Genomic DNA, 26,478 nt, shown 5'->3' on the forward strand with positions numbered 1-26,478 from the left:
CATCCTGCTCATGGCGAGCCCTGCGCACGCGCATGGGCCCGCGCGGGAGCTGACGGGCGCGAGCTGGACGTTCGATCCATGGATTGTCGTCCCCCTCCTCGCCTTCGGCCTGATGTACGGTGTGGGCACGTTCGTGCTGATGAGCCGGCGCACACCAACCGCTGTCACGCAGATCATGCACGTTGCCGCCTGCTGGACTGGCTGGCTCTCGCTGACGGCCGCGCTGGTATCGCCGCTGCATTGGCTTGGGGAGCGGATGCTCAGCTTTCACATGATCGAACACGAGATCCTGATGGCGGTGTCCGCACCGCTGATCGTGATCGCCCGACCGGTCGGAACGCTGCTCTGGTCCCTGCCCCGCGGTGGTCGGGTGCTGATCGGACGCGGCATGCGGCATCCCGCCGTCGACGCGGTCTGGTCCTTTTGCAGCACCGGACGCAACGCCACGCTGCTGCACGGCATCGCGATCTGGGCCTGGCATGCGCCGCCGCTGTTCGACGCCGCGGTCGCCGGCGTCATCGTTCATCGGGCGCAGCATCTGAGCTTCTTCCTGACGGCAATTCTGTTCTGGTGGTCCGTGTTTCGGCGCAGTGAAACCGGCGCCGCCGCCTGGCACGTGTTCGTGACGATGCTCCACACCAGCATCCTCGGGGCCCTGATGGCGCTTTCGCCGCGGCTGCTCTACCAGGAGCAGACTGATGCTGCGGCCGCATGGGGCCTGACGCCGCTCGAGGACCAGCAACTCGCCGGCATCATCATGTGGGTGCCGGCGGGAACGATCTATGCCGGTGCCGCCCTGGCTCTGATTGCGTTCTGGATCAGGCGGACTGGCCGACAACAGCGAGAGCAGGCCGATGCGCTTCACGCTGTCTAGGCTGCACCGCTCCGCGCTTGCGGCAGTGGGGCTCCTCATCGCGGCGGCGATCGCGTCCGGGTTTGCCTGGAACTCGCGGCGGCAGACCGAAGGCGTCGCCCGCGCCATCACCGGCGGTGATCCATCACGCGCGCCGGCTTTGATGCGCCGGTATGGCTGCGCCGGCTGTCACACCATCCCCGGTCTTCCCGGCGGTGATGGTCAGGTCGGCGGCTCGCTCGCCGATCTCAGGCAGCGCGTCTATATTGCAGGCGTTGCGCCGAACTCCCCCGACAATCTCGTGCGATGGATCGTCGCGCCGCAGACCTTCTCGCCGCGAACGGCGATGCCTGCGACCGGCATCAGCGCCTCCGAGGCGCGCGACATCGCAGCCTATCTTTATGCACAATAACGCGGGCGCACTCAGGGCTTGGCCGTCGGCCGGGATGGCAGCGACTTGACGAAGTTCGCGATCGCCTGCCGATCGCTGTCCGGCAGCATGGCAAGGTTGGTAATGACATCGGACATCGAGGCGCCGACGCGACCGTGGTTCGGCGTGGCTCCGGTTTTCAGCAAGTCGGCCAGTTGCTGCTCCGACCAATCACCGAGGCGCTCGGGTGTGATGTTGGGGTAGAAGCCGGCGCCTTCCGGATCCTGCCCACCGGCATAGCGCGTGCCCGACTTGATGCCGCCGAACATGTCGCGGGATGAGTGGCACTCTGCGCAATGGGCCAGCGCTTCCGCAAGATAACGCCCGCGATTCCATCTCTCATCATGTGCGGGATCCGGAGCCATTGGACCCGGCCTGAAATAGAGAAGCTTCCAAAAACCGACAAAGCGTCGGATGCCGAACAAGAGATTGAGTTCGTGCCCGGGGGGGCGCCCGCTGACAGCGGGCAGCGTGCGCAAATAGGCCATGAGATCCTGCACATCTTCGACGCGCATTTGCGTGAAGCTCGCATATGGAAATACCGGATAATAGTGGCTTCCGACCGGAGAGACGCCGTTCAGGAGCGCGTTGGCGAGATCTCTCGCGGTCCACTTGCCGATACCATCGATCGGGTCCATCGAGATGTTTGGGGCGCGGAACGTCCCGTACCGCGAGGCGAGCGCCAATCCACCACCGAGATGCAGGCGGTCCGGCTGTCCGGGCGAGGCGTGGCAGGACGCGCAGTCGCCGGCAGCGAAGACAAGCCTGCCTCTTTCGGGGTCGCCCTGCTCCGAGATGCGGCTCAGATCAGCGGTTGCAAAGAGCGCGGGCGCGGTGATCAGCCAGCTTGCGGCAGCGACCAACACCGCCACCACGATGCCTGTCATCGACCAGACCCAAACGCGCATTTGGTGGTATTTCCATCGGGAGCCACTTGGTCAGAGCCAACGGACGGCGTTCGTTGCTGTTCCTCAGGCCTACAGCTATGCTGTCAGGAACATCGGATCGGCTTGCGCGTCGAGTCGGGTCAATGCAGCTATCGGCAGACATCACTGTCCGACTATCACACATCAGAGTCGCAAACCTCCAGCACTGCCGAAGGGGGCCTCATCGTCCTGTGCACGGCAGCATCGGCTTCCTTGGGCCGGTCCCTCCTGTTGATGTTGCTCGATGACGGCGGTCTCGTGATCCTGCCGGGCCCTGGCGCGCGCCCGAAGTGCAGACCGCACATCGTCAATGACGCCAGCCCAATCGCCGCTGGTCTTTTGATGGAACAATCGAAGGCTCGGATACCAGAATGATCGGTCGCCCGTCGCCGGCCAGCGCCAGTCGCAGTCGGATGGGAGAAGCACCCAGGCCTCACAGCCAAGTGCGCCGACCAGATGCGCGACCATGGTGTCGACGCAGATGACAAGATCGAGCGCCTGGACCAGGCGCCCCAAGGCAGCAATGTCCGGCGTACTGACATCTCGCGCGCCGATCATACCACACTGCACGGAGCCCGGCCCACGCTGCAGCGAGTACAGTCCAACGCCGTCGCCGCCAAGGCACTTCAACAGATGCGCCGGAATTGCGCGGTCCCTGGCCCAATTGCCGACCTCCCACACCAGGCCGACGCATAGCCTGTCGCGCGCATCAGGCAGCTCGACAGGGCGGGAGGGCGGCAGTTCGAGATACGGCTCTCGCATCTCGACCGTCCCGCGCTCCGCCCGGATGGCGTGCGGCACCTCCATGATCTCGATATCCACGTCGAAACCCACATCCGGGGTGCCATCGTGGAGCGGCACAGCGCGGTCGACGCCCTTGATGCGTTCGGCGAGAGTGATGAGCTCCGGCTGACACCAGACCGTCACCCGGCGGGCGATCGCGCGCAGGGCGGGCATGAAACGAAGAAACTGGATAGTATCGCCGAGCCCGTGGTAGCAGCGCACCAACACATGCCTGCCGGTCAGGTCTTCCCCCCGCCAGATCCGCTGGAAGTGTCGCGGACCGGTGTGCTTGGCCGGAGCGGAGTGCTTCGCGAGATATTCATCCGTGATCGCCCATGCGCGCTGAAACTCGCCGGCGCGCATCGCCTCGGTCCATCCGTCGGCCCCGCTCATTGGCGGCGGCCCGTCTAGCGTCGGACGAACTTGTGGAACCGGCTCAGCTTCCCGTCCTTGGTGCGATCCTGGTGAAGGAAGGCGATCCCCGTCTCGTCGAACTTCTCGAAGAACTCGTCCCAGCCGATCCGATCGAGGCCCTCATCCTCGGGGCCGAAATCGATGCGCAGGATGCCGGCGTGCCCGTCCTCCTCCGTCGCCGTGACAGTCGCGGGCTTTCCGCCGCGCTCTTCCGCCCATTTGCGAATGACGTCGTGATCGGTCGTCGTTTGCGCTTCGCTATCGCTTCTCTTGGTGCTTGCAGACATTGGCTCCTCGCTTCCTGCCCGATCCTGCCCGACCAAAAACGGCAGCCGCCATCAGGTCAGGCTCCGCCATAAACACCGGCAAGCGGGATTGGTTCTTAGGAATCCTGCGCGAGGGGGCGCGCGTGAAGACAGCAAGGATCATCTTCTTCATCTTCATCCTGGAAGCTCTTTGTTCCTGGAGAACGCCGGCCGATTCTATCCTGGGATAATCTACTCTGATTTTGTCGGCCTGAATCGCTGGATGCCGCGCGCCAGGGCCTTTGACGCTGGAACGAACATACCTTCCGCACGTTCGCCGAGCTACTTACGCTGCTTCGCGGAGGATCACTTTCAATGCATTCACGTCTTCAGGACAGACGACGCGTGCGCGTCGGCTTGGTTGGAGTTGGCAACTGCGCGAGCTCGCTTGTTCAGGGCCTCACATATTACCGCGAGGCCCGCTCGAACGAGCCGGTCCCGGGTCTGATGAATGCCGACCTCGGCGGCTATCACATCAGTGACATCCAGATCGCCTCGGCCTTCGACGTCAATGCGAACAAGGTCGGCCGCGATGTTGCGGACGCAATCTGGGCCGCTCCCAACAATACGCATCGATTTTCCGACGTCGACAGGACCGGCGTCATCGTGCAGCGTGGCCCAGTCCTTGACGGCGTCGGACGCTATCTCGAACAGGACATCCCGATCGCCGACGTGCCCGAGGCCGACGTATCCGAGATCCTTGCCACGTCACGAACCGATGTCCTCGTGTCCTACCTTCCGGTCGGCTCGCAGCAGGCAAGCGAATGGTACGCCTCGCGCGCGCTCGAGGCCGGCTGCGGATACGTCAATTGCATCCCGGTCTTCATCGCGTCGAATCCCGCCTGGTGCCAGCGCTTCGAGGATGCGGGCCTTCCAATCATCGGGGACGACATCAAGAGCCAGGTCGGCGCCACCATCCTGCACCGCGTGCTCGCCAACCTGTTCCGCGACCGCGGCGTGCGGCTCGATCGCACCTACCAGCTGAACGTCGGCGGCAATACCGACTTCAAGAACATGCTGGAGCGCGAGCGGCTCACCTCCAAGAAGATTTCGAAGACGCAGGCCGTCACCAGCCAGTTCGACGTGCCGATGGAGCCCGACAACATCCACGTCGGCCCGAGCGATCACGTGCCATGGCTCACCGATCGCAAGCTCGCATTCATCCGTCTGGAAGGCACGACGTTCGGTGGAGTGCCGCTCAGTGCCGAAGTGAAGCTCGAGGTATGGGATTCCCCCAACTCGGCCGGCGTCGTCATCGACGCGGTGCGCTGCGCCAAGCTCGCGATGGATCGCGGCCTTGCCGGCGCGCTGACCGGACCGTCGAGCTATTTCATGAAATCGCCCCCCCAGCAGTTCACCGATGAGGAGGCTCGTCGCCGGACGCGCGCCTTCATTGAGGACAAGGCTTGAGGCGCGATGTCGAAAATCATTCACCTCATCCGGCACGGCCACCACGCGCTGCTCGGCCACGTCTTGTGCGGCCGGATGGCCGGCGTGGAGCTCGACGAGGTCGGGTGCATCCAGATGTCAAGCACTGCGGAGCAGCTGCGCCCCCGGCCCGCCATCATCCAGTCGAGCCCGCAGCGGCGGGCCCTGCAATCGGCGAGCATCCTGGCCGCTCATCTCGGGCAAGCCGTCGAAATCGTGCCAGCGCTGGATGAACTCGACTACGGAGCATGGACGGGTCGGACTTTTGCGGAGCTCGACGGCGACGCGCACTGGTCACTCTGGAATAGCGCGCGTGCAACGAGCCATCCGCCCGGCGGCGAATCCATGCGGGCCTTGCAGCAACGCGTGGTCGGTCATATCGAGCATCTCTTTGGCGATCCCTGCTCCGATATCGTCGCGGTCGTAAGCCATGCCGAAACGATCCGCGCCGCCCTGCTGCACTATGCCGGCATCGCACTCGACGACTTCCTCGCCATCGAGATCGATCCTGCCAGCATCAGCACACTTTCGATCAAAGGCACGAAACTGCAGATCGTGGCGATCAATCAACAGGTGCCAGCGTGAAGATCGTAATCTTTGGCCTGACAGTATCAAGCTCGTGGGGTAACGGCCACGCGACCCTGTGGCGCGGCCTCTGCAAGAACCTCGTGCGATTGGGGCATAGCATCGTGTTCTTCGAACGCGACGTGCCCTGGTATGCCGGCACGCGCGACTTGCATGAACTGCTGGGCGGCCGGCTCGAGCTGTTCTCGTCCTGGGACGACATCAGCGCCAAGGCACGCGCCGACGTATCCGAGGCCGATGTCGCGATCGTAACATCCTATTGTCCGGATGCACTGGCCGCGACCGCGCTGATTCTCGATGTGCGTCGTGCCGCTCCCGTATTTTACGACCTCGACACGCCAGTCACGCTGGCGAAGCTCCGTGCGGGTGACGCCGTGCCCTATGTCGGCCCCCGGGGGTTTGCAGACTTCGCACTGGTGCTGAGCTTTACGGGCGGCCCGCTCATCTCGGATGAATTCCGCAGCAAGCTCGCCGCTCGCCAGGTTCAGCCTCTCTATGGCCATGTCGATACCGATATCCACCGGCCCGTCCCGCCCCGACCACATTATCGCGCGGCGCTGTCCTATCTCGGCACCTATTCAGAAGACCGTCAACGCGCGCTCGAAACCCTCTTCGTCGAGCCTGCCCGCGAGCGTCAGGATCTCCGCTTTCTGATCGGCGGAGCGCAGTACCCCGCGGATTTTCCGTGGTCGCCGAACATCTACTTCGTCCGGCATCTGCCTCCTGACGAACATGCGCCATTCTTCGCCTCGTCCCGGCTCACGCTCAACGTGACGCGACGGGCGATGGCGGAGATGGGCTGGTGTCCCTCGGGCCGGCTGTTCGAGGCCGCCGCCTGCGGCACTCCCCTGCTCAGCGATGACTGGCCGGGCATCGGCGAGTTCTTTGCGCCCGGCGAGGAGATCCTGCTGGCGCACGATGGCGGCGAGGTGCTGGCCGCCTTGGAGATGGCCGATGACGAGTTGCAGCGCATTGCGAAGCGGGCGCGCGAACGGACGCTGGACCAGCACACATCCGAACATCGCGCCCGCGAATTGATCGCACTGCTGGAGGATGCGGTCCACGGCGGCCTCCCGCATCAGCACGTCGAGGAGGCCTGACATGTGGGGCATCGTTCCGGCCGCTGGCCGCGGCAGCCGTATCCAGCCGTTGGCGTTTTCCAAGGAGCTCCTGCCGGTCGGCAGCCGGCGCGACAACGGCACGGAGCGTCCCTGCGCGGTCGCCGAATATCTCCTCGAGCGCCTGATCCTGGGCGGCGCCGACAAGATCTGTTTCATCATCTCTTCCGGCAAGTCCGACATTCTCGAATATTTCGGCGATCACTATGGCGGCGCCCAGCTCGCCTATGTCGTGCAGCCCGATGCATCGGGCCTGTGCGATGCCGTCTTCAGGGCGAGCACGGTCGTCGGAGAGCACGAGGATGTCATCGTCGGTTTGCCCGACACCGTCTGGTTTCCCAAACCGGCCCTTCAGGCCTTGCCCGACGCCGACCTTTCATTCCTCCTGTTCCCGGTCGAGCACCCCGAATTTTTCGATGCCGTCGTGCTGGATGGCGAGCGCGTGAGGGAAATCCAGGTGAAGCAGCCGAAGCCGAGTTCGCGCTGGATCTGGGGCGCCTTCAAGATGTCCGCGCATGGCTTTCGCGAGCTTCAGACGCTCTGGAACCAGCGCCTGCGCCGCGACGAATACTTTGGGACCTTGGTCAACGCCTATCTCGAAACCGGAGGAATCGGGATCGGAGTCAAAGCGGGAGAATCCTATGTGGATGTCGGCACAGTCCATGGTTATCACACCGCAATGGCGCTGCTCGCCGAGGGCGGCAGCGGCGACGGCCAATCGACCCTGCGGGCCGGCGCATCCGAGAGCATCCATTCGGCCGCGACGATGAACGATGGAGCTAACATATGACTCGAGGCGCCCTCTCTCGTGAGGAAATCCGCCGCCGCGTCGACGCGCTGGGCCCATGGTTTCACAATCTGGACCTGAATGGCGTGCCGACCGCGCCGTCGCACTTCCTGGGCGACTATCCCAACGTGAAATGGCGACGCTTCTCAGGGGTCATCCCGGATCGGCTCGACGGCAAAACCGTACTCGATATCGGTTGCAACGCGGGGTTTTACGCGATGGAAATGAAACGGCGCGGTGCCGAGCGTGTGCTCGGTCTCGACACCGACGAGGAGTATCTGGCGCAGGCGCGGTTCGCCGCCGAGGTGAACGGTCTTCGGATCGAATTCCGCAGGATGTCGACCTATGATGTCGGCCAGCTTCACGAAAAATTCGATCTCGTGATCTTCATGGGCGTGCTCTACCATCTCCGGCATCCGCTGCTCGCGCTCGACCTGATCCACGAGCACGTAGCGGGCGATCTCATGCTGTTTCAGTCGATGCTGCGCGGCGACGGCCGCGTCGATCCCATCGACAAGGACTACGACTTCTGGACCACCGACCAATTCGGCTCTCCCGGGTACCCGAAGCTGCATTTCATCGAGAACAGCTATGCCGGCGATCCCACCAACTGGTGGGTGCCAAACCGCGCCTGCGTCGAAGCCATGCTGCGCAGTGCCGGGTTCGCCATTGCAGCTCATCCCGAGGACGAGGTGTATCTGTGCAGGCGGACGGCACGGCCGCAGGCCGAAGGCTTCGCCGGTTCGTCAAACGGGGGCGGCCGATGATCGAAGCCGCCAAGATCTGGAACGAGCCGAACAACAAGTCGCATTGGGACATCCTGATCGATCCCGACTGGGCGATGTTTGCGTCCATGGCGATCGCCGCAGGCAAGGCGATCCACAGCGCGCACCCGGCATTGCCGCGCGTGCTCGGCGGCATGTCGCCGATCGACCCGTCATTCATGCTGAACCTGCAGGGGCGCGGCGTGCTCGACCATGTCGATGCGGTGGCCGTTCACGGCTTTCCGCTGGACTGGAATCTATGGCAGATCGGCGAATGGCCGGCCAAGATTGAAGAAATCAAGGCGGTCACTTCGCTTCCGGTCTGGGTAACCGAGGTCGGTGTCTCGTCCTTCGGCGCAGAGGAGGTGCAGGCCTGGGGCTTGTCGCGCACCGCAGAGCTCCTGACCGGCCGTACGCCGCGCATCCACTGGTACAGCCTCTACGATCTTCCCTCCACCTGGGAGGCCACGACCCGGCACAAGGAGGCAGAAGGCTCCTCCTATTACCGGCATTTCCATATGGGCTTGTTGCGCGAGGACGGCACGCCGAAAGCCGCACTGGAGCTGTTCGGCCAATATGCGCCTGCCATGGGTCTGTGCCAGTGGTTTCACTTCGAGGATCATCGGCTCGACGACGCCGTGCGCTGGATGCGCCGCCTTGGCGTGGTGCATCTGAGGACCGGCTTGGCCTGGGCCGACAGCTTCCGTCCCGATGCGCTCAACTGGTTCGATCGCCAGATGGATGCGCTGGCAGAGTTCCAGGTCACCGTCACCTTCTGCTTCACGCCCGAGCACCGAGGCCTCGCGCCGCATCACACGAGCCCGCCCCGGGACGTGAACGAGTTCGCGGATTTCTGTGCGCAGATGATCGACCGCTACTGTACCAGGACCGGGTTGGCGCCGTCGGCGTCGCCACCTGCCACGCTTCTCGGGGAGCCGACATGCGTGCCTTGATCCTGGTGATGGATTCCGTCGGGATCGGCGCAGCCCCCGATGCCGCCAACTATGGCGACGAGGGAGCCGACACGGTCGGACACATTGCCGACGCCTGTATGCGCGGTGAAGCCGATAGCCCCAATCGCGCGGGAGCCCTCCAGCTTCCCAATCTCGTCGCGCTCGGCCTTGGACAAGCCTGCCGGCTGGCCGCTGGACGCGCGCCGCCCGGGCTCAGCGGCCGGGCTGAGACCGCGCAATTCGGGTGTGCGAGCGAAGTTTCAAGGGGCAAGGATACACCCTCAGGTCACTGGGAGATCGCCGGCGTGCCGGTGCCGTTCGACTGGGGCTATTTTCCCAGATCCGTGCCGTGCTTCCCACCCGATCTGGTGAATCGCTTTTGCGAGCAGGCCGGCCTTCCCGGCATCCTCGGCAATTGCCATGCCTCCGGGACTGAGATCATCAGCGAGCTTGGCGAACGCCACATGCGAAGCGGCGAGCCAATCTGCTATACCTCCGCCGACAGCGTGTTCCAGATAGCAGTGCACGAGGAGACCTTCGGCCTGGAACGCCTCTACGAGGTCTGTTCGATCGCCCGAAGGTTGGTTGATCCTTTCAACATCGGCCGCGTCATTGCCCGGCCCTTCGTCGGTCATTCCAGAAAGGACTTCAGACGAACCGCGCATCGGCGGGATTTTGCCGTTCCGCCGCCCGGTCAGACCGTACTCGATCTGGCCGAGGCTGACGGACGCGACATCGTCTCGATCGGCAAGATCGACGACATTTTTGCTCATCGCGGCACAGGGCGAAACAGGCGTGGCGACGGCAACGAAGCGCTTTTCGATGCCACGCTTGAGGGGCTGAATGGCCTGGCTGACGGCGGTCTCCTGTTCGCCAACTTCATCGACTTCGACACGATCTACGGGCACCGCCGTGACGTAGCCGGCTATGCCGCGGCTCTCGAAGCATTCGACGCTCGCCTGCCGGACTTGCTGGCCCGGCTCCGAAACGACGATCTTCTGATCATCACCGCCGATCATGGCTGCGATCCGACCTGGCGCGGCACCGATCACACGCGTGAGCAGGTGCCAATCCTCTCTTGTAACGCAAAGCCGACTGCGCCGATCGGCCGCCGCGCCAGCTTCTCGGACGTCGGCGCCACCATCGTGAAGTACCTCCAGCTCCCGCCGCTGCGCTACGGCACGGCATTCTGAAGGAGCGCCTGTCCGGGCGAGGCTTTGCGCGATTCACTCAAGTTATTGATCCAGGTTAGAGAAATAATCGTTTGTACATTTGCGAGGAACGAACATTCCTTGCATCGCTTGTGACTCCAACGTGACCGGCGCGCGGGTCATCCGACCAACCGGCAGAGCGCGTTCCCACACTCATACAGATCGATCTCTACGGGATCGGTCAACGTTGGCACGGAGCGATGAATGACGCGAGTATTGATCACTGGAGGTGCGGGCTTCATCGGCTCCCATGCCGCCGACGTTCTGCTCGCGGCGGGTTACGAGGTCAGGGTCCTCGACAATCTGTCGCCCCAGGTTCACGGCGGCAACCGTCAGCGCCCGGCTTATCTGACCGAGGACGCGGAACTCGTGGTCGGCGACGTGACCAATCCACTTTCAGTCGAGCAGGCCCTGCGCGGAGCCGACATGGTCCTGCATCTCGCCTCCGCGGTCGGCGTCGGTCAGAGCATGTACGACATCGAGCCCTATGTCCGGACCAATGAGCTGGGCACCGCAGTGCTGCTGCAGGCGATCTCCAGGCGTCCCGTCGAGCGGCTCGTCGTGGCGTCCTCGATGAGCATCTACGGCGAAGGTCTCTATCGAACTACCGATGGGATCGATATCGCACCGAGCGAGCGGCCGCTCGAGCAGCTTCGGAACGGCGACTGGGACCTGCGCGATGCCACGGGCGACAGCCTCGAACCGGTTGCGACACCCGAGACGAAGCGGCCGTCGCTAAGCTCGATCTACGCACTGAACAAATACGCTCAGGAACGCATGTGCCTCATCGCAGGCAAGGCCTACAACATTCCGACAGTGGCCCTGCGGTTCTTCAACGCGTTCGGTCCACGCCAGGCCTTGTCCAATCCCTATACCGGCGTACTCGCAATTTTTGCGGCGCGGCTGCTGAACGGGCGACCGCCGCTCCTGTTCGAGGATGGCCGCCAGCGGCGAGACTTCGTCCATGTCCACGACGTCGCCCGCGCGTGCCGCCTCGCGTTGGAAACGGAGCAGACCCACAACGTCTTCAACGTCGGTTCGGGGCAGAGCCGTACCATCCTGTCTGTCGCGCAGGACCTCGCCGAGATCATGGGGCGCGACTCCATCGCTCCCGAAATTACCCGAAAATACCGCGCCGGCGATATCCGTCACTGCTTCGCCGATATCGGAAAATCGCGCGATCTGCTCGGCTTCGAACCACGCATCGCATTCAAGGACGGTCTCGAGGAGCTGGCCGAATATCTGGCGGACCAGATTGCCGATGACCAGGCCGAGCGGGCCACCGCGGAGTTGCAACAGCGAGGACTGGTCGCGTGAACAGTGAACGAGACAACAAACCCGTCTTGATCACCGGAGGCTGCGGCTTCATCGGCTGCAACATCGCCGCCCGGCTGGCCGAGCGCGGCGACAGCGTGCTGGTGCTCGACAACCTCGTGCGCACCGGCGTGCATGAGAACGCGCAATGGCTCAAATCCAAGCACGGCGACCGGATCACCATCAACGTTGCCGATGTTCGCGATCCTATTCCGGTGATCGACGCCGTTCGCGATGCGCGCGCAGTGCTGCATCTGGCGGCTCAGGTCGCCGTGACCGATAGCTTGAGCGATCCCGCCGCCGATTTCGAGATCAACGCACGTGGCACCCTGAACGTGCTTGAAGCTGTCCGTCTCCACAATCCGTCAGCGCCCGTTCTCTTCGCGTCCACCAACAAGGTCTATGGTCGGCTGATCGACGATACCCAGATCGAGCGCATCGGGCGCCGCTACCGCCCGGCGAGCGGACTCCTGGGCGACGGGATATCGGAGAGTGCATCGCTCGATTTCTACAGCCCTTACGGATGTTCGAAGGGGACCGCCGATCAGTATGTCCACGACTATGCGCGGGTGTACGGCTTGCAGACCGTCGTATTGCGCATGAGCTGCATCTACGGGCCGCGCCAGTTCGGGACCGAGGATCAGGGCTGGATCGCGCATTTCCTACTCAGCGCCATGCGCAGCGATCCGCTGACGATCTATGGCGACGGGTATCAGGTTCGCGATGCACTTCACGTTTCCGACGCCGCCGCAGCCTGGCTCGCCGCGCTTGATCATATCACTCTGTCACGGGGACACGTCTTCAATCTCGGCGGCGGTCCGGCCAACTCAGTCAGCCTGCTCGAACTGATTGATCTCATCGCGGAGCTGACGGACCGCAATGTCAAATACGGCTTTGCTGATTGGCGCCCGGGAGACCAGCCCTGGTATGTCACGGATACGCGCGCCTTGTCGACGGCGCTCGGCTGGGCACCGCAGGTCGCCCTGCCGGAGGGCCTACGCTCGCTCCACACCTGGCTCGACAGCCGCTTCAATCCATCCCACGGAAGCCGCGAGGCCCTGGCATGACGCGCGTCGCCCTCATCAATCCGAACTGGGATTTCAGCGGCAGCATCTATTTCGGATGCCGCTCACCTCACCTTCCGCTCGAGCTCGGAATTTCCGAGCACTATTTGAGGGCGGCCGGGCACCAGACGTTGCTGCTCGACGCTCATATGTTCGATCTGTCGCTTGCCCAGGTAGAGGACGAGCTGCGAGCCTTCAGGCCCGACCTGATCGCCATCACAACGGCGCCGACCTACTTGTTCTGGCGTTGCGCGCCGCCCGAGCTCCGCGTGCCGCAGGAGCTTGCTTTGTCGATCCGCGAGCTGGCGCCGGTCCTCGTTGCGGTGGGTCCGCACGGCTCGACCACACCGAGAACGACGCTGAGAAAGCTCGGCGTCGACATCGTCGTGATGGGCGAATGCGAGCAATCCCTGCTGCGTCTGGCCGAGGGCGACCGCGATTTTCCCGGGCTCTGCTTCGACGACGGACAGTCGACACGCGTCAATGGTGGCCCTCAAGCCGTCGACTTCAAGGACCAGCCAGCCCTGCGGTGGCCGGCCGAGATGATCCGCCGCCATCATCATCACCACCACCGGTTCGACGCGGAACCCATCGCGCCCGGCGCGGAGATCGAGGCTTCGCGCGGATGTCCCTACAACTGCACCTTTTGCGCCAAGGACAATTTCCGCAATGCCTACCGCAAGCGACCTCCGGCGATCATTCTCGAGGAGATCGACCGCCTGCGCGGCCAGGACATCGAGTATGTCTACTTCATCGACGAGATATTCCTGCCGAACGCCGAACTGCTGGAGGGGCTCGTCACACGCGGCCTGAAATTCGGCGTCCAGACCCGTATCGATCTCTGGAAGCCAGACATGCTCGCGCTGCTGGGCCGCGCAGGCTGCGTCTCGATCGAGGCGGGTATCGAAAGCCTGACGGCCGAAGGCCGCGCGGCGCTCGCCAAGAATTGCAGGATGAGCACCGATCAGCTCGCCGACCGGCTCGTGGAAGCGAGGCGCCACGTGCCATTCGTGCAGGCCAATCTGATCGAAATGCCCGAGGATGACGATCCGACCGTGCAGCGCTGGCGCGGGCGCATGCAGGAGGCGGGCGTCTGGGCAAACGATCCGGTGCCGCTCTATCCCTATCCGGGCTCGCCGGACTACCGCAAGCTGTGGGGCGAGCCGGACGATTTCGCCTGGGAGCGCGCGCATCAGCATTATCTCGCGCTGTACGACCGATTCAGCGACGTGCAGGAGGATCGTCCCATCCCGCTCAGTGCGCTCGAAATTCAGGTGGGATCATGAGCAGCGGCACGGACATCAGGATACTGATGACCACCGATACGGTCGGCGGTGTCTGGACCTATTCCTGCGCCCTCGCCTCCGCTCTGGCTGCCTCAGGCGCTCACATATATCTCGTGACCATCGGTCCTCTCGCACGCGCTGATCAGTCTGCCATGCTGCGCACTGACCGCATTCTGCTGATCGAGACCGATCTTGCGCTCGAATGGCAGGATCCGGAAGGGCACGACCTTGCCAATGCGGAGCGAACCTTGGCCCGCCTCGAGGCGAGGTACACACCGGACATCGTCCACCTCAATAGCTTCCGTGAAGCGACTTTCGCGTGGCGCGCACCTGTTCTGGTCGTTGCCCACTCCTGCGTGAAATCCTGGGCTGTCGCCTGCAATGACACGGCTTGGTCGAACGAGCCCCGATGGCAGCAATACGCGTCGCGCGCCACCGCCGGCCTCGACGCCGCGCAGGCCTGGGTGTGCCCCAGCCACGCCTTCAAGGAGGTCGTCTCCGAGATGTACAGGCCCCGGTTCGCCGGCGCCGTGATCCGGAATGGCATCGCGCCTCAGCCACTCCACGGCACCAAGCAAAGCTTCATCCTTGCGGCCGGACGGCTCTGGGATCGCGCGAAGAACATCGAGGCACTGACCAAGGCTGCGTCCGGCCTGCACTGGCCCGTCCTCGTTGCCGGCCCGGGTGAACCGGATGAGTCATCGGCCGTGACGTGGCTTGGCAACCTCTCCCATGCTGCCCTGCGCAGCCGTCTGCAGCGCGCCGCGATCTTCGCGAGCCCGGCGCTGTACGAGCCGTTCGGGCTCTCCGTGCTCGAGGCCGCCATGGCGGGGTGCGCATTGGTCCTGTCGGACATTCCGACGTTTCGAGAACTCTGGAATGACGCCGCGCTGTTCGTCGATCCCGCCGACAGCAACAATCTCCGCCAGGCACTTGCCGAGCTATGTGCCGACAAAGGCAAACGGTTGCGGTTGCAACACGCCGCCCACGCGCGAGCGCTGCATTTTTCGCTCGAGCGAATGACCAAATCCTATCTTGAGCTCTATCAGAGGCTGCTCGCCCCCGACGACTATCCCGTGCCGTCTTACGAGACCGAGGTGCACGCATGAAATGCGTCCTGTTCTACCATGCATTCACCTCCTGCTGGAACAACGGCAACGCCCACTTCCTGCGCGGCTATGCCCGCGAGCTTCGTGCGCTCGGACATGAGGTGACCGTCTTTGAACCGATCGATGGCTGGAGCCGATTGAACGCCATTCACGAAGGCGGCCTACAGGCGATGGAGGACATCCATGCGCTGTTTCCCGGCGTGAAGGTTCGTCGATACGATGCTTCTCTCGACCTGGATGAAGCGCTGGACAGTGCAGACCTCGTGATCGTGCATGAATGGAATTCGCCCGTTCTGATTGCGCGGATTGCCCGCCGGCGCGTGCAGGGAGCAGCCTTCACTCTATTGTTCCACGATACCCACCATCGGGCCGTGACCGCGCCGGACGAGCTGGCGCAGTTCGAGCTCGATGGATTCGACGGCGTGCTCGCCTTCGGCGAAGTCCTCCGCCAGATCTATTTCAAGCTCGGCTGGACCGACCACGCTTTCACTTGGCACGAAGCGGCCGATACCGCGCTCTATCACCCGTTGCCGGACGTTGAGCCGACCGAAGATGTCGTCTGGATCGGCAATTGGGGCGACGGTGAGCGTAGCGCCGAGCTCGACGAATTCCTGGTCGAACCGGTATCCGCGCTGAAACTGCGCGCGACGATCTATGGCGTCCGCTATTCGGAAGCCGCACTGCAGTCAATTCGTGCAGCGGGCCTCCGCTATGGAGGGTGGCTGCCGGCTCACTGGGCGCCAACTGCCTTCGCCAATGCACGCGCGACGGTCCACGTCCCGCGAGGTCCCTATGCACGAAACCTGCCCGGCATTCCGACAATCCGCATGTTCGAAGCGCTGGCGTGCGGGATCCCGCTGGTGTCGGCGCCGTGGGCCGACACCGAGCGCCTCCTTCCGGAAGATGCGTATCTGCGCGCCTCGGACGGAGCTCAGATGAAGCGCGCGCTTCGCACCCTGCTCGATGATGCAGAAATGTCCACCGCAACGGTTCAAGCCGGCCTTCGCACGATCAGGGAACGCCATACCTGCCGGCATCGCGTGCAACAGCTTCTCGATATCGTCGAAGATATCCGCGGCACGCCTCGAAGTCTTCGACACAACTTCACCGAAGGAGCAGTGGCATGAAGATCAGCTTCTTCGGCTCCAGCCTGGTCTCGTCCTACTGGAACGGTGCTGCCACCTACTATCGCGGCATCCTGAAGGAAATCGCGGCGCTTGGGCATCAGATCACGTTTTTCGAACCGGACGCATTCGAGCGCCAGGCACATCGCGATATAGCCGATCCCGACTGGTCGCGCGTGATCGTTTATCCGGCGACACCGGACGGCTGGCAAAGTGCTCTCGAAATGGCGGCAGGATCCGCCGATCTGCTGATCAAGGCGAGCGGCGTCGGGGTCTTCGATCTCGAACTGGAGAATGCCGTCATCGACGCGCCATCGCAGGCGATGCGCCTCTACTGGGACGTCGACGCGCCGGCAACGCTCGATGCGATGTCGAGCGATCCCGACCACCATCTGCGGCTCGCGATTCCGCGCTATGACCTGGTACTCACCTATGGCGGCGGTGACGCAGTGGTCCATGCCTACCGGGATATGGGCGCCCGAGATTGCGTCCCCATCTACAACGCGCTCGACCCCGCCGCTCATTTCCCGGCGCCGGCTACGCCCGAATTAGACTGCGATCTGAGCCTGCTGGCCAACCGCCTTCCGGATCGCGAGCAGCGCGTCGACTGCTTCTTTCTGGACGCGGCGCGCCATCTTCCCCAAAAGAGATTCCTGCTGGGCGGCTCCGGCTGGGACGACAAGGATACCCCTGCCAACGTACGCAAGTGCGGTCATGTCGGTACCTGCGACCACAACGCCTTCTTCGGCTCCGGTCTCGCGACAATGAACGTCAATCGCGACAGCATGGCTCGCTACGGTTTCTCACCGCCAACGCGCGTGTTCGAGGCGATCGGGGCCGGCGCCTGCCTGATTACCGACGAATGGAAAGGTGTGGACCACTTCCTGGAGCCGGGCCGCGAGGTGCTCGTGGCCTCGAGCGGCGCTGAAGTCGCGGAGCATCTCGGCTCGCTGACTCCCGATCGGGCGCGTGCGATCGCCCGTCGCGCCCGCGCCCGCATCCTCCACCACCACACCTACAAGCACCGCGCACGGCAATTCAACGATCTTCTTGCGGGACCAAGTTCGCGAATCGAGGCAGCAGAATGAAGCTCAACATCGTCGTCATCGGCCTTTCGGTCACTTCGTCCTGGGGCAATGGTCACGCCACGACCTACCGCGCCCTGATCGAGGCCCTGGCGCAGCGAGACCATCGCGTCACCTTCCTCGAGCGCGACCTGCCCTGGTACCGCAGCCATCGTGATCTCGGCAAGCCTTCGGCCTGGAAGGTTGAACTCTATCAGGGGATCAGCGAAATCCCGCGCCGGTTCGGAACTCTCATCTGCGGCGCCGATCTGGTCCTCATTGGCTCCTTTGTACCGGACGGGATCGCGATAGCCGAGTGGGTTACGGCGCATGCGCGCGGCATCACCGCATTCTACGACATCGATACTCCGGTGACGCTCGCCGGCGTCGGCCGTGGCCTCGACTATCTCTCCGTAGCGATGATTCCGCGGTTCGATCTGTACTTGTCCTTCTCCGGCGGGCCGGTGCCTGACATGATCGAGGCGAGCTACGGCAGTCCGATGGCGCGCGTGCTGTACTGCAGCGCCGACACCCAACTGTACCGCCCGGAACGGCAGCACCCGAGATGGTCGCTCGGCTATCTCGGAACCTACAGCAAAGATCGGCAACCCACGCTCGAACAATTGCTGCTGGCGCCCGCCCGCGCACTCTCCTCCGAGCGATTCGTCGTTGCCGGGTCGCAGTACCCGGAACACGTCGACTGGCCTGACAATGTCACGCGGATCGATCACGTCGCGCCGGATCAGCACCGAACGTTCTATGCGCAGCAGCGGTTCGCGCTGAATGCCACGCGCGAGGACATGCGAGCGCTGGGATTTTCGCCGAGCGTCCGGCTGTTCGAGGCCGCTGCGTGCGCAACGCCCGTCATTTCGGATCGTTGGCCCGGCATCGAAACGATCTTCGAGCCGTCGCGGGAAATCCTGCTCGCTTCCACCACACAGGAGGTGGTCGAAATCATACATGATATGCCGGAGGAGCGCCGCCGTGTGATTGGCGAAAACGCGCGCAAACGCGTCTTGGCCGACCATACCCCGGACCACCGCGCCCGCCAACTCGAGGCCTACCACGCCGAGGCCTTGGCGCGTCGCAGCCGCAAGCCAATACGCATATCCGCAACCCGGCCGATGCAGCTCGCCGGGCTCTGAAAGGAGGTACCATGACATTCCAGACACGCATGCAGGCCCCGAAACATACGCGCACCGTTTTGATCACCGGCGGAGCGGGCTTCATCGGATCTCATCTCTGCGATTCGCTCTTGCAGCGGGGCAACCGGGTAATCTGCCTGGACAATCTGTTCACGGGAACGGTGGAGAACATCCGACCTCTGCTGAACCATCCAAACTTTCGCTTCATCGAGCAAGATGTCCGCGAGCCCATCGACATCGAGGACCACGTCGATCGAATCTACAGCCTCGCCTGCCCGGCGTCGCCACGGCATTATCAGAGGGATCCGATCGGCACCATGAAGACCTGCATCCTCGGCAGCATCAACGTGCTCGAGTTCGCGCGGCGCAATTCAGCTCGCGTGCTGCAGGCCTCTACCAGTGAGGTATATGGCGATCCCGAGGTCCATCCGCAGCCGGAATCCTATCTCGGCAACGTCAATCCGATCGGTCCACGGGCCTGCTATGACGAGGGCAAACGAGCGGCTGAAACGCTGATGTTCGACTATCAGCGACTGCACGGAGTCGAGATCAAAGTGGCTCGCATTTTCAATACTTACGGCCCCCGCATGCTCGAGAATGACGGGCGGGTCGTTTCCAACTTCATCGTCCAGGCGCTACGGGGCCAGCCAATCACCATCTATGGCGTCGGCTCCCAAACCAGAAGCTTTTGTTTCATCGACGATCTTGTCCAGGGACTCCAACTCCTGATGGAAAGCCCCGCGTCCATCACCGGACCGTGCAACCTGGGCAATCCGGATGAAGTCACGATTGAAACGATTGCGCGCGAGGTGCTCGCTCATACGGCCTCAACCTCTCCGCTCAAGTTTGACGCATTGCCAAAGGACGATCCAAAACGCCGCAAGCCTGTGATCGATCTCGCAGAGCTCTCCCTGGGCTGGCGTCCGCGTGTCGCGCTGAGGGATGGCCTTCGCGCAACCATCGACTATTTTGCGCTTCGCATCGCTTCTGACCCGGAGCTTGCACCGGCGCCGGCATCGCGCAAGACAACGCGCGGGCGGTTGAAGATCGCCGACCCGCGGTGAGGAGCCATCGGTCGAAAGGGATAACAACGTGAGAAGTGACGGCCCCGGCGACAGAGCCCACCTGGCGAGACGCGCGGTGTGATGGTCGAGATGCCGGCTGGCAGTGTCAATTCAGGTGAGACCATCGAACAGGCAGCCCGGCGAGAATGCCTGAAAGCCTTGCAGTGGCTTGAACTCCACAAGCATATGCTCCGATCGCTCTTTGTTGAATAGCTTCTCACGGTCGAAAGCCACCAATGGCATCGGAGAGCACGTCCAGTCCGCAGAAAAAGAAAGGCCTTAGCCGCGCCTTCGGGCTCGGGCTCGTCACCGGGGCGGCGGACGACGACTGTTCTGCGATCGGAACCTATGCCAGTGCGGGCGCCCAGTTCGGCTATGCGCTGCTGTGGATGGCGCCGGCTACGTTCCCGATGATGTTTGCGGTCGTCTATCTCTCCGCCAAGCTTGGCCGCGTAACGGGCAAAGGCTTGTTTGCGGCTCTGCGCGACCAATTCACGCCGTGGCTGATGTGGCCCGCGTTGATTGGCGTCCTGATCGGAAACGTCGTCGAAGCCGGCGCAAATATCGGCGCCATGGCCGCGACGATCAATCTCTTCGTGCCCGTGCCCCAAGGGATTCTCGTCCCCCTCATTGCAGGTGTGATCCTCGCGTTGCAGATTTGGGGTTCCTACACGCTGATCCGGAACATCTTCCGATGGTTGGCACTCTCACTGTTCGCCTATGTCGGATCGGCATTTCTTGCGAGCCCCGATCCATGGCAGGTGTTGCGCGGGACCTTCGTGCCACAAGTCCAGTTCACCCGGGAATTCCTGTCGATCCTGGTCGCGGTGATCGGCACGACGCTTTCGGCCTATCTCTACACCTGGCAATCCAATGTTGAAGTCGAGGAGATGATCGCGGCCGGCCGCCTCAACAGACGTTCGCGCCTGTCATCGGTCGATGCGGAGGTCACCGAGTCGCGCCGCGACATCCTGATCGGAATGGCGTTCTCGAACATCATCACCTACTTTATCATTCTTGCAGCCGGGGCCACCCTGCACCAGGCCGGCCAGACTGACGTCGACAGTGCCGCTCAGGCCGCGGAGGCCCTGCGACCGCTGGCCGGCGATGCAGCCGCGACTCTCTTCAGCGTCGGCATCATCGCGGTCGGCTTCCTCGCCGTTCCCGTCATGACCACCGGCGCCGCCTACGATCTCTGCCAGACGCTCGGCTGGAAGAGTTCGCTCAGCGTCAGGCCTGCTGAGGCCAAGCAGTTTTATGTGGCCATTGCCGGGTTCACCGCCGTGGCCGTCGCGATCAACTTTGCCGGCTTCAATCCGATGAAAGCGTTGGTCTATGCCGGCATCGTGCAGGGTTTTTCGACGCCTCCACTATTGCTGTTGATTCTGCTGATGACGAACGACCGGAGGCTGATGGGACATGAGGCCAACACCGGCTGGATGAAGGTCCTCGGGTGGGTCACAGTCGGAGCCACTTCTGCGGCGACCATCGGCCTCGTCGCAAGCTGGGCCCTCTAAAGCGCGATGAGATTGGGATGAATCATCATCGCACTTTAGGTTGTTGTTTGCGCATAATCTTTTCGGAAAACCGCTTCGCACTTTTCGGGATCATGCTTTAGTGCAAGAGCCCATCCGTCTTTCGCGAATGTTTGTTCGCGATAGCCGCCCAGCTTTGGCGCCCGCAACGCTGAGCAAATTGCCGCTAGCCCAGGACAGCCCACCCATACGGCGGCAGCGTGAGCTCTGTCTTTGCTCCTGCCCTGCGCACCATAGCGGATCCTGCAAGCGTCTCGGTGGCGACATCTAGGGTGCGCACGACCGCTGCGCCAGCGATGTTCAGGGCGACCCATAGCCGATTGCCTTCGTCGAAGGCTTCGAAGACCAGGTCGGTATTGCGAAGCTCGACGATCCGGGACTTCGCCCGGAACAGCCATGGATGTCTTCGCCGCAGTCCGATCAGTTCCTGATGTAGTCGGTAGATTGGCCAGCCAAATGGCGCCAGCTCGGCTGGTGTCGCCGGAAAGGCCGGACGGATCGCGTCATCGCCTCCGGCACGGTGCTCCTTGATCCCGCGGAACGCCTGTTCGTCCCCGGCATAGATCGAGGGCGTGCCGCCACAGGTCATGAGAATGACCAGCGCGTGCGGAATATGCCGTTCATCCACAAGCTGACTCGCGATCCGCGTGACGTCGTGGTTGCCGATGAAAGTCTGCGGCACGAACCGGTCGATCATCGCATTGTGCCGCCCGAGCGCCCATGCGAGCTCATGGAAGTTGCGATCGTTCAGGGCGCTCCAGATCGCCTTCCAAAGCTCGTACTGCGTGACGGCATCGACACCGGTCTCGTCGACGAAGTCGGCATAGTCGCCGTGGATGGCCTCGCCGAAGATGTAGGCGTCGGCATGCTGCGCACGAACCGCGGGCAGGACACGCTGCCAGAATTGCCGCGGCACAGCGTAGGCCGCGTCGAGCCGCCAGCCATCGGCACCGCGGTCAAGCCAGTAACTCATCACGCGGCTGACATAGTCGACGACCGCGGGCTCGTCATGGTTGAACGTCACAAGCTGGTGGTGACCTTCGAAGGTCGCGCAATCAGGTTCTGTTCCGTCCCGCCGCCACGTCAAGCGGAACCATGCAGCATCCGGCGATTGCGGGCCGGCGGCGACGGCGCGCTGAAAGCGTGGCGATTCACGCCCCACGTGGCTGAACACGCCATCCAGAATGATGCGCAGGCCGCGGCGACGGGCTGCTGCGATGAATGCGTCGAAGTCCGCATCATCCCCAAGCCGCCTGTCGATCCGGAAGTGATCAATCGTGTCATACCCGTGGGTCGAGGAGGCAAAGATCGGGCCCAGCAGGATACCGGATACGCCGAGCTCCACGGCGTAATCGAGCCACTGAGCAAGGCGGTCGAGGCGATGCACGACGTCGGCACACGCATCGGCCTCCCGCTCGGCCCCGACGAAGCCGAGCGGATACACATGCCACCAGACGGCGTGCTCGATCCAGTTGCTCATGCGCCCACATTCACTCCTCAAGCCGGTCGCCGCCCTGACGAAGGTCATGCCGATCGCGCCGAGGGTCAACAGCACGGCGATCCGGGCTAGACCAACAGCGTGGGACTGAAAGCGCGCGCTCAGGACAGTGCCGTCTCCGGCCGCGCGAGAATGTGCTCGATGTGTCGCCTGCCGATGACACCCCTCCCATCACCACAAGGCGGCGGGTACACTCATCCGATGCTACCCCTTCTTCTCGTCAAGCAGCTTGGCCACACGACGCAGGCCGAGCAGATAACCCTGAGTGCCGAACCCTGCGATGACCCCATCGGCCCGTTTGGATACGAACGAGTGGTGGCGGAATTCCTCGCGCTTGTACACGTTGGAAATATGCACCTCGATCACCGTCCCCTCGAACGTGTTCAAGGCATCCAGAATGGCGACGGACGTATGGGTGAAAGCGGCGGGATTCATCACGATACCGGCAGCAGTGTCGCGCGCCTCGTGGATCCAGTCAATCAGCTCGTATTCCCTGTTCGACTGATGAAAGCGAATCTCAAGGCCGAGCTCCCCGGCCAGCGCCCGGCAATCCCGCTCCACATCCGCGAGCGTCTCGTGTCCGTAGATGTGGGGCTGGCGCTTGCCGAGCAAGTTGAGATTTGGCCCGTTGAGAACATAGACAAGACGCTTCATCGAAGTGCTCCGTTCAGTGATGGGCGAGGATCTCGCCAAGGAACTGCTTGGTTCGGGCATGTTGGGGATTGCGAAAGAAAGCATCGGGCGCGCCTTCTTCGATGATCTTGCCCTCAGCCATGAAGATGATGCGGTCGGCAACCTGGCGGGCAAAACCCATCTCATGGGTGACGCAGATCATGGTCATACCGTCGTTGGCGAGGCCTATCATGGTATCGAGCACCTCCTTGACCATCTCGGGGTCGAGCGCCGAGGTCGGTTCGTCAAACAGCATTACCTTGGGCTGCATGCAGAGCGCGCGCGCAATCGCGACGCGCTGTTGCTGGCCTCCCGAAAGCTGAGCCGGATACTTATCAGCCTGATCGCCGATGCGCACGCGCTCGAGATATTTCCGCGCAATCGCTTCCGCCTCGGTCTTGCCGATGCGGCGCGCGCGGATGGGCGCGAGCATGCAGTTCTGCAAGACCGTCATATGCGGAAAGAGATTGAAGCTCTGAAAGACCATGCCGACGTCCTGACGTACGACGTCGATAGCCTTGATACTGTCGTCGAGCCGATGACCGTTTACCGCAATACTGCCCTGCTGGATTGGCTCCAGGCGGTTGATGCAGCGGATCAGGGTCGACTTGCCTGAGCCGGACGGACCGCAGAGCACGATCTTTTCACTTTTGCGCACAGTGAGATCAACGTTGCGGAGAGCTTGGTACCCGCCGTACCACTTCTGCACGCCCTTCATTTCGATCAGGATCTGGTCCTGCATGCTGGTCTCCGCCGTTGGGCGGCGGCCAACGCAGATCGCGCCGGCCGCTCGCAGTGGCTAGGCTAGTGGACGGTGAAGGGAACGCCGGGGACGGAGTCCGGGAAGACAGGGACGGGGACCTTCATCCATTTGGCGTAGAAACTGGCCAACTTGCCGTTCGACTTGATCTCGTCGATGAACTTGTTGGCCGTCTCGTTCCACTCCTTCTCCCCCAGCCGTGTGCAAGCGCCATTGTAAAGGGCGGTGAAGTGAAGCTTGGGCTCAAACCCGAGTTCCGGCTTTGCGGCGTTGAGACGCTGCGGATAAAACAGGTTCGCGCCGACGGCCTGCACCTGACCGGAGAGCAGCGCCTGGATCGTGGCAGCGTCATCGTCGAATCTGCGGATCTCGGTCCCGGACGGGGCGTTGTTGGTCACCTGCGTATCTTGCGTGGAGGACCGCGGAACGCCAATTACGTACTTGCCCATATCGGCATTGCTGTTGATCGGCGTTGCCTGGGCGGCAACAAGCGTGATCTCATTAGCAACATACGGCTTGGAATACTGCACCGCCTTTGCGCGCTCGGGCAGCATGGCCATCGTTGCGAACAAGATATCTACCCGGCCTGTGGTCAGCGCCGGAATACGATTGGCCACCGCCAGCGGGACGAACTCGGCTTTCACGCCGAGATATTCAGCGAAGGCGCGCCCCATGTCGGCATCGATGCCATCCTGCTTTCCCGAGCTATCGACATAGCCCCATGGAGGATTGTCGCCCTGAATGCCGATGACCACGACGCCCTTCTTCTTCACGTCTTCCAGAGTGCCCGCCTGCGATTCGCCTGCAATACAGATAGCCGCCAATGCCATTAGCGCGAGCCCGAGCTGGCGGCGATGGGGTGAACACAACATGAGTATCTCCTCCTGGTGATGGCTGTTTGTGATTGAGTAGGTGCGCCGTTCCTACCTTTGACTGGCCAGGGCGAGCCTGGCTTCCATCCGGCTGCCCCACCATGACAGCGGCCAGCAGAGGATGAAGTACATTGCGCCGACCACGCCGAAGACGAGCAACGGCTGAAAGGTCTGGTTCGATACGATTTGCCCGGCGCGGGCGAGTTCGATGAAGCCGACGATGGCGGCTAGCGAAGTGCCCTTGATCAGCTGCACGAGATAGCCGATGGTCGCCGGCAGCGAGATGCGGATTGCCTGTGGCAGCACGATATCGCGCATGCGGGACGAATAGTGCAGTCCAAGCGCCATCGCCGCCTCGGTCTGCCCGCGCGGCACGGCCTGTATCGCTCCGCGCCAAATCTCTCCAAGGAAGGCGGAGGCGTTCACGGTGAAACCGATCGCCACCGCGACGAATGCGTCGAGCTTCAGCCCGGTGAGCGCCAATCCGTAGTACACGACGAAAAGCTGCAGCAGCAGCGGAGTGCCCTGGAATATCCCGATGTAAATGCGGGTGATCCATTCCACGCCCTTATGACCACAGGTGCGGAGCAATGCGACGGCCAGCCCCGCCGTGCAGCCGCCCGCAAACGCGACCAGCGTCAGCAGCACGGTCCATTGCAGACCGCGCAGCAGGAACCCGAACTCCGGAAGGCCAAAATGCGATGCCATGATCTCCCCTCAGCGTGTCGGATATGAGAAGAAGCGGTGAGAGATGACCGCAAAGCCCAGCATCAGCAGCCAGGAAATCGCGAGATAGAGGAAGGCGACGGAGAAATAGACCTCGAAGCTGCGGAACGTTTCGCTTTCGATGCGCTGCGCAACCGACGTCAATTCGTAGGCCGATACCGCCGAACAGATCGAGGAGGTCAGCGTCAGCATGATGAACTGCCCGGTCAGCGAGGGGTAGATCGCGCGAAGCGCGGGCTTGAGCACGATGAAACGGAAGACCTGCCCCTTGTGCAGGCCGAGCGCGTAGCCGGCCTCTATTTGTCCCTTGTGAATGGACTGCACTCCGCCACGGATGATCTCGATGGCATAGGCGCCACCATTGACACCGAGCGCGATGACAGCGGTGGCTGTCGGATTGAGCTTCAAGCCGATCAGCGGCAGGGCGAAGAACAGAAAGAAGATCTGCACCAGGAAAGGCGTATTGCGGACGATCTCGACGAATCCGATCACGAGAGCACGCAACCAGGCCACCTTCGAATCGCGTGCCGCGACGCCGGCGACACCGATCATCATCGCGAGCGTCATTCCGGCAAGCGCCAGGCCCAACGTACCCACGCACCCCCACAGCAGCGCGGGCATCGCATGCCAAACCACCGAGAAATCGAGCGTGTAGCCCATCTTGCGTTTCCTCACGGGCGTTGTGCGT

At 62.9% G+C, this 26,478-nt stretch carries 29 protein-coding genes; 19 read left to right on the forward strand and 10 right to left on the reverse strand.

The window, feature by feature from the left end; genetic code table 11:
- Positions 1-10 precede the first annotated feature (10 nt).
- Together AC5V87_RS32690 and AC5V87_RS32695 are read left to right on the forward strand one after the other, a co-directional pair.
- Positions 11-874 carry a cytochrome c oxidase assembly protein gene (locus AC5V87_RS32690; protein WP_495368942.1) on the forward strand — a complete coding sequence of 288 codons (864 nt, stop codon included), beginning with the start codon at positions 11-13 and terminating at the stop codon, positions 872-874.
- Positions 855-1,265, forward strand: coding sequence for a c-type cytochrome (locus AC5V87_RS32695; protein WP_495368943.1), 411 nt, complete (start codon positions 855-857; stop codon positions 1,263-1,265). Before AC5V87_RS32690 ends, AC5V87_RS32695 begins: the two co-directional genes overlap by 20 nt.
- Before the next feature lie 11 nt (positions 1,266-1,276).
- Here the strand turns inward: AC5V87_RS32695 and AC5V87_RS32700 are convergent, their stop codons facing one another.
- The 4 genes from AC5V87_RS32700 to AC5V87_RS32715 all read right to left on the reverse strand — a co-directional run bounded on the left by AC5V87_RS32700 (position 1,277) and on the right by AC5V87_RS32715 (position 3,850).
- A complete protein-coding gene (locus tag AC5V87_RS32700) occupies positions 1,277-2,191 on the reverse strand; it encodes a c-type cytochrome (protein ID WP_495368944.1) in 915 nt (304 codons plus the stop codon).
- Between the two features lie 162 nt (positions 2,192-2,353).
- A complete protein-coding gene (locus AC5V87_RS32705; protein WP_456842990.1) occupies positions 2,354-3,385 on the reverse strand; it encodes a hypothetical protein in 1,032 nt (343 codons plus the stop codon).
- Positions 3,386-3,399: 14 nt separating this feature from the next.
- The gene (locus AC5V87_RS32710) at positions 3,400-3,693 is read right to left on the reverse strand and encodes a hypothetical protein (RefSeq protein WP_456842989.1); all 294 of its coding nucleotides are present in this window, start codon (positions 3,691-3,693) and stop codon (positions 3,400-3,402) included.
- Positions 3,665-3,850: a hypothetical protein gene (locus tag AC5V87_RS32715; protein WP_456842988.1), complete on the reverse strand. Its 186-nt coding sequence runs from the start codon at positions 3,848-3,850 to the stop codon at positions 3,665-3,667. The genes AC5V87_RS32710 and AC5V87_RS32715 overlap by 29 nt, the downstream gene beginning before the upstream one ends.
- A gap of 176 nt (positions 3,851-4,026) precedes the next feature.
- On the opposite strand from AC5V87_RS32715, the gene AC5V87_RS32720 reads away from it, so the two are divergent.
- The 17 genes from AC5V87_RS32720 (at position 4,027) to AC5V87_RS32800 (ending at position 21,244) form a co-directional block, all read left to right on the forward strand.
- Positions 4,027-5,121, forward strand: a complete 1,095-nt coding sequence (locus AC5V87_RS32720; RefSeq protein WP_456842987.1) for an inositol-3-phosphate synthase — start codon at positions 4,027-4,029, stop codon at positions 5,119-5,121.
- Between the two features lie 6 nt (positions 5,122-5,127).
- Positions 5,128-5,724, forward strand: coding sequence for a histidine phosphatase family protein (locus AC5V87_RS32725; protein ID WP_495368945.1), 597 nt, complete (start codon positions 5,128-5,130; stop codon positions 5,722-5,724).
- Positions 5,721-6,824, forward strand: coding sequence for a CgeB family protein (locus AC5V87_RS32730; protein ID WP_495368946.1), 1,104 nt, complete (start codon positions 5,721-5,723; stop codon positions 6,822-6,824). The genes AC5V87_RS32725 and AC5V87_RS32730 overlap by 4 nt, the downstream gene beginning before the upstream one ends.
- 1 nt (position 6,825) lies before the next feature.
- The gene (locus tag AC5V87_RS32735) at positions 6,826-7,632 is read left to right on the forward strand and encodes a sugar phosphate nucleotidyltransferase (RefSeq protein ID WP_495368947.1); all 807 of its coding nucleotides are present in this window, start codon (positions 6,826-6,828) and stop codon (positions 7,630-7,632) included.
- Positions 7,629-8,396 carry a TIGR04290 family methyltransferase gene (locus AC5V87_RS32740; protein WP_456842983.1) on the forward strand — a complete coding sequence of 256 codons (768 nt, stop codon included), beginning with the start codon at positions 7,629-7,631 and terminating at the stop codon, positions 8,394-8,396. Before AC5V87_RS32735 ends, AC5V87_RS32740 begins: the two co-directional genes overlap by 4 nt.
- Positions 8,393-9,346, forward strand: a complete 954-nt coding sequence (locus tag AC5V87_RS32745; RefSeq protein WP_495368948.1) for a glycoside hydrolase 5 family protein — start codon at positions 8,393-8,395, stop codon at positions 9,344-9,346. Before AC5V87_RS32740 ends, AC5V87_RS32745 begins: the two co-directional genes overlap by 4 nt.
- Positions 9,334-10,539 (forward strand): phosphopentomutase, encoded by a 1,206-nt coding sequence (locus tag AC5V87_RS32750; protein ID WP_495368949.1) that lies wholly within the window; start codon positions 9,334-9,336, stop codon positions 10,537-10,539. The genes AC5V87_RS32745 and AC5V87_RS32750 overlap by 13 nt, the downstream gene beginning before the upstream one ends.
- 222 nt (positions 10,540-10,761) lie before the next feature.
- Positions 10,762-11,874, forward strand: coding sequence for an NAD-dependent epimerase/dehydratase family protein (locus tag AC5V87_RS32755; protein ID WP_495368950.1), 1,113 nt, complete (start codon positions 10,762-10,764; stop codon positions 11,872-11,874).
- Entirely contained in the window at positions 11,871-12,938 is a 1,068-nt protein-coding gene (locus AC5V87_RS32760; protein WP_495368951.1) for an NAD-dependent epimerase/dehydratase family protein, read from the forward strand. Before AC5V87_RS32755 ends, AC5V87_RS32760 begins: the two co-directional genes overlap by 4 nt.
- Positions 12,935-14,221 carry a TIGR04295 family B12-binding domain-containing radical SAM protein gene (locus AC5V87_RS32765; protein ID WP_456842978.1) on the forward strand — a complete coding sequence of 429 codons (1,287 nt, stop codon included), beginning with the start codon at positions 12,935-12,937 and terminating at the stop codon, positions 14,219-14,221. Before AC5V87_RS32760 ends, AC5V87_RS32765 begins: the two co-directional genes overlap by 4 nt.
- Positions 14,218-15,330 (forward strand): glycosyltransferase family 4 protein, encoded by a 1,113-nt coding sequence (locus AC5V87_RS32770; protein ID WP_495368952.1) that lies wholly within the window; start codon positions 14,218-14,220, stop codon positions 15,328-15,330. Before AC5V87_RS32765 ends, AC5V87_RS32770 begins: the two co-directional genes overlap by 4 nt.
- Positions 15,327-16,457 (forward strand): CgeB family protein, encoded by a 1,131-nt coding sequence (locus AC5V87_RS32775; RefSeq protein ID WP_495368953.1) that lies wholly within the window; start codon positions 15,327-15,329, stop codon positions 16,455-16,457. Before AC5V87_RS32770 ends, AC5V87_RS32775 begins: the two co-directional genes overlap by 4 nt.
- Positions 16,454-17,542, forward strand: coding sequence for a CgeB family protein (locus AC5V87_RS32780; protein ID WP_495368954.1), 1,089 nt, complete (start codon positions 16,454-16,456; stop codon positions 17,540-17,542). The genes AC5V87_RS32775 and AC5V87_RS32780 overlap by 4 nt, the downstream gene beginning before the upstream one ends.
- Positions 17,539-18,663 carry a CgeB family protein gene (locus AC5V87_RS32785; protein WP_495368955.1) on the forward strand — a complete coding sequence of 375 codons (1,125 nt, stop codon included), beginning with the start codon at positions 17,539-17,541 and terminating at the stop codon, positions 18,661-18,663. The genes AC5V87_RS32780 and AC5V87_RS32785 overlap by 4 nt, the downstream gene beginning before the upstream one ends.
- 11 nt (positions 18,664-18,674) lie before the next feature.
- Positions 18,675-19,727 (forward strand): UDP-glucuronic acid decarboxylase family protein, encoded by a 1,053-nt coding sequence (locus tag AC5V87_RS32790; protein WP_456842973.1) that lies wholly within the window; start codon positions 18,675-18,677, stop codon positions 19,725-19,727.
- A gap of 90 nt (positions 19,728-19,817) precedes the next feature.
- On the forward strand, positions 19,818-19,940 hold the full coding sequence (locus tag AC5V87_RS32795; RefSeq protein WP_495371986.1) for a hypothetical protein: 123 nt from the start codon (positions 19,818-19,820) through the stop codon (positions 19,938-19,940).
- Positions 19,941-19,963: 23 nt separating this feature from the next.
- Positions 19,964-21,244, forward strand: a complete 1,281-nt coding sequence (locus AC5V87_RS32800) for an NRAMP family divalent metal transporter (RefSeq protein ID WP_495368956.1) — start codon at positions 19,964-19,966, stop codon at positions 21,242-21,244.
- A 184-nt stretch (positions 21,245-21,428) separates the two neighbouring features.
- Here the strand turns inward: AC5V87_RS32800 and AC5V87_RS32805 are convergent, their stop codons facing one another.
- From AC5V87_RS32805 to AC5V87_RS32830, 6 genes are all read right to left on the reverse strand, one after another.
- A complete protein-coding gene (locus tag AC5V87_RS32805; RefSeq protein WP_495368957.1) occupies positions 21,429-22,817 on the reverse strand; it encodes an alpha-amylase family protein in 1,389 nt (462 codons plus the stop codon).
- A gap of 147 nt (positions 22,818-22,964) precedes the next feature.
- Complete coding sequence (aroQ, locus tag AC5V87_RS32810; protein WP_495368958.1) at positions 22,965-23,414, reverse strand: type II 3-dehydroquinate dehydratase; 450 nt, start codon at positions 23,412-23,414, stop codon at positions 22,965-22,967.
- A 13-nt stretch (positions 23,415-23,427) separates the two neighbouring features.
- The gene (locus AC5V87_RS32815; RefSeq protein ID WP_456842968.1) at positions 23,428-24,174 is read right to left on the reverse strand and encodes an amino acid ABC transporter ATP-binding protein; all 747 of its coding nucleotides are present in this window, start codon (positions 24,172-24,174) and stop codon (positions 23,428-23,430) included.
- Positions 24,175-24,236: 62 nt separating this feature from the next.
- Complete coding sequence (locus tag AC5V87_RS32820; RefSeq protein ID WP_456842967.1) at positions 24,237-25,064, reverse strand: transporter substrate-binding domain-containing protein; 828 nt, start codon at positions 25,062-25,064, stop codon at positions 24,237-24,239.
- Positions 25,065-25,115: 51 nt separating this feature from the next.
- Entirely contained in the window at positions 25,116-25,772 is a 657-nt protein-coding gene (locus AC5V87_RS32825; protein ID WP_495368959.1) for an amino acid ABC transporter permease, read from the reverse strand.
- 9 nt (positions 25,773-25,781) lie between these two features.
- Positions 25,782-26,450: an amino acid ABC transporter permease gene (locus tag AC5V87_RS32830; protein ID WP_495368960.1), complete on the reverse strand. Its 669-nt coding sequence runs from the start codon at positions 26,448-26,450 to the stop codon at positions 25,782-25,784.
- Positions 26,451-26,478: the final 28 nt, after the last annotated feature.

It is taken from the genome of Bradyrhizobium sp. SOJA106 (genome assembly GCF_059448745.1).

Coding starts and splice junctions, on each gene's coding strand:
- AC5V87_RS32690 (WP_495368942.1), top strand. CDS start 11: ATGGCGAGCCCTGCGCACGCGCATGGGCCCGCGCGGGAGCTGACGGGC.
- AC5V87_RS32695 (WP_495368943.1), top strand. CDS start 855: ATGCGCTTCACGCTGTCTAGGCTGCACCGCTCCGCGCTTGCGGCAGTG.
- AC5V87_RS32700 (WP_495368944.1), bottom strand. CDS start 2,191: ATGCGCGTTTGGGTCTGGTCGATGACAGGCATCGTGGTGGCGGTGTTG.
- AC5V87_RS32705 (WP_456842990.1), bottom strand. CDS start 3,385: ATGAGCGGGGCCGACGGATGGACCGAGGCGATGCGCGCCGGCGAGTTT.
- AC5V87_RS32710 (WP_456842989.1), bottom strand. CDS start 3,693: ATGTCTGCAAGCACCAAGAGAAGCGATAGCGAAGCGCAAACGACGACC.
- AC5V87_RS32715 (WP_456842988.1), bottom strand. CDS start 3,850: ATGAAGATGAAGAAGATGATCCTTGCTGTCTTCACGCGCGCCCCCTCG.
- AC5V87_RS32720 (WP_456842987.1), top strand. CDS start 4,027: ATGCATTCACGTCTTCAGGACAGACGACGCGTGCGCGTCGGCTTGGTT.
- AC5V87_RS32725 (WP_495368945.1), top strand. CDS start 5,128: ATGTCGAAAATCATTCACCTCATCCGGCACGGCCACCACGCGCTGCTC.
- AC5V87_RS32735 (WP_495368947.1), top strand. CDS start 6,826: ATGTGGGGCATCGTTCCGGCCGCTGGCCGCGGCAGCCGTATCCAGCCG.
- AC5V87_RS32740 (WP_456842983.1), top strand. CDS start 7,629: ATGACTCGAGGCGCCCTCTCTCGTGAGGAAATCCGCCGCCGCGTCGAC.
- AC5V87_RS32745 (WP_495368948.1), top strand. CDS start 8,393: ATGATCGAAGCCGCCAAGATCTGGAACGAGCCGAACAACAAGTCGCAT.
- AC5V87_RS32750 (WP_495368949.1), top strand. CDS start 9,334: ATGCGTGCCTTGATCCTGGTGATGGATTCCGTCGGGATCGGCGCAGCC.
- AC5V87_RS32755 (WP_495368950.1), top strand. CDS start 10,762: ATGACGCGAGTATTGATCACTGGAGGTGCGGGCTTCATCGGCTCCCAT.
- AC5V87_RS32765 (WP_456842978.1), top strand. CDS start 12,935: ATGACGCGCGTCGCCCTCATCAATCCGAACTGGGATTTCAGCGGCAGC.
- AC5V87_RS32770 (WP_495368952.1), top strand. CDS start 14,218: ATGAGCAGCGGCACGGACATCAGGATACTGATGACCACCGATACGGTC.
- AC5V87_RS32775 (WP_495368953.1), top strand. CDS start 15,327: ATGAAATGCGTCCTGTTCTACCATGCATTCACCTCCTGCTGGAACAAC.
- AC5V87_RS32780 (WP_495368954.1), top strand. CDS start 16,454: ATGAAGATCAGCTTCTTCGGCTCCAGCCTGGTCTCGTCCTACTGGAAC.
- AC5V87_RS32785 (WP_495368955.1), top strand. CDS start 17,539: ATGAAGCTCAACATCGTCGTCATCGGCCTTTCGGTCACTTCGTCCTGG.
- AC5V87_RS32790 (WP_456842973.1), top strand. CDS start 18,675: ATGACATTCCAGACACGCATGCAGGCCCCGAAACATACGCGCACCGTT.
- AC5V87_RS32795 (WP_495371986.1), top strand. CDS start 19,818: ATGCCGGCTGGCAGTGTCAATTCAGGTGAGACCATCGAACAGGCAGCC.
- AC5V87_RS32800 (WP_495368956.1), top strand. CDS start 19,964: ATGGCATCGGAGAGCACGTCCAGTCCGCAGAAAAAGAAAGGCCTTAGC.
- aroQ (WP_495368958.1), bottom strand. CDS start 23,414: ATGAAGCGTCTTGTCTATGTTCTCAACGGGCCAAATCTCAACTTGCTC.
- AC5V87_RS32815 (WP_456842968.1), bottom strand. CDS start 24,174: ATGCAGGACCAGATCCTGATCGAAATGAAGGGCGTGCAGAAGTGGTAC.
- AC5V87_RS32820 (WP_456842967.1), bottom strand. CDS start 25,064: ATGTTGTGTTCACCCCATCGCCGCCAGCTCGGGCTCGCGCTAATGGCA.
- AC5V87_RS32825 (WP_495368959.1), bottom strand. CDS start 25,772: ATGGCATCGCATTTTGGCCTTCCGGAGTTCGGGTTCCTGCTGCGCGGT.
- AC5V87_RS32830 (WP_495368960.1), bottom strand. CDS start 26,450: ATGGGCTACACGCTCGATTTCTCGGTGGTTTGGCATGCGATGCCCGCG.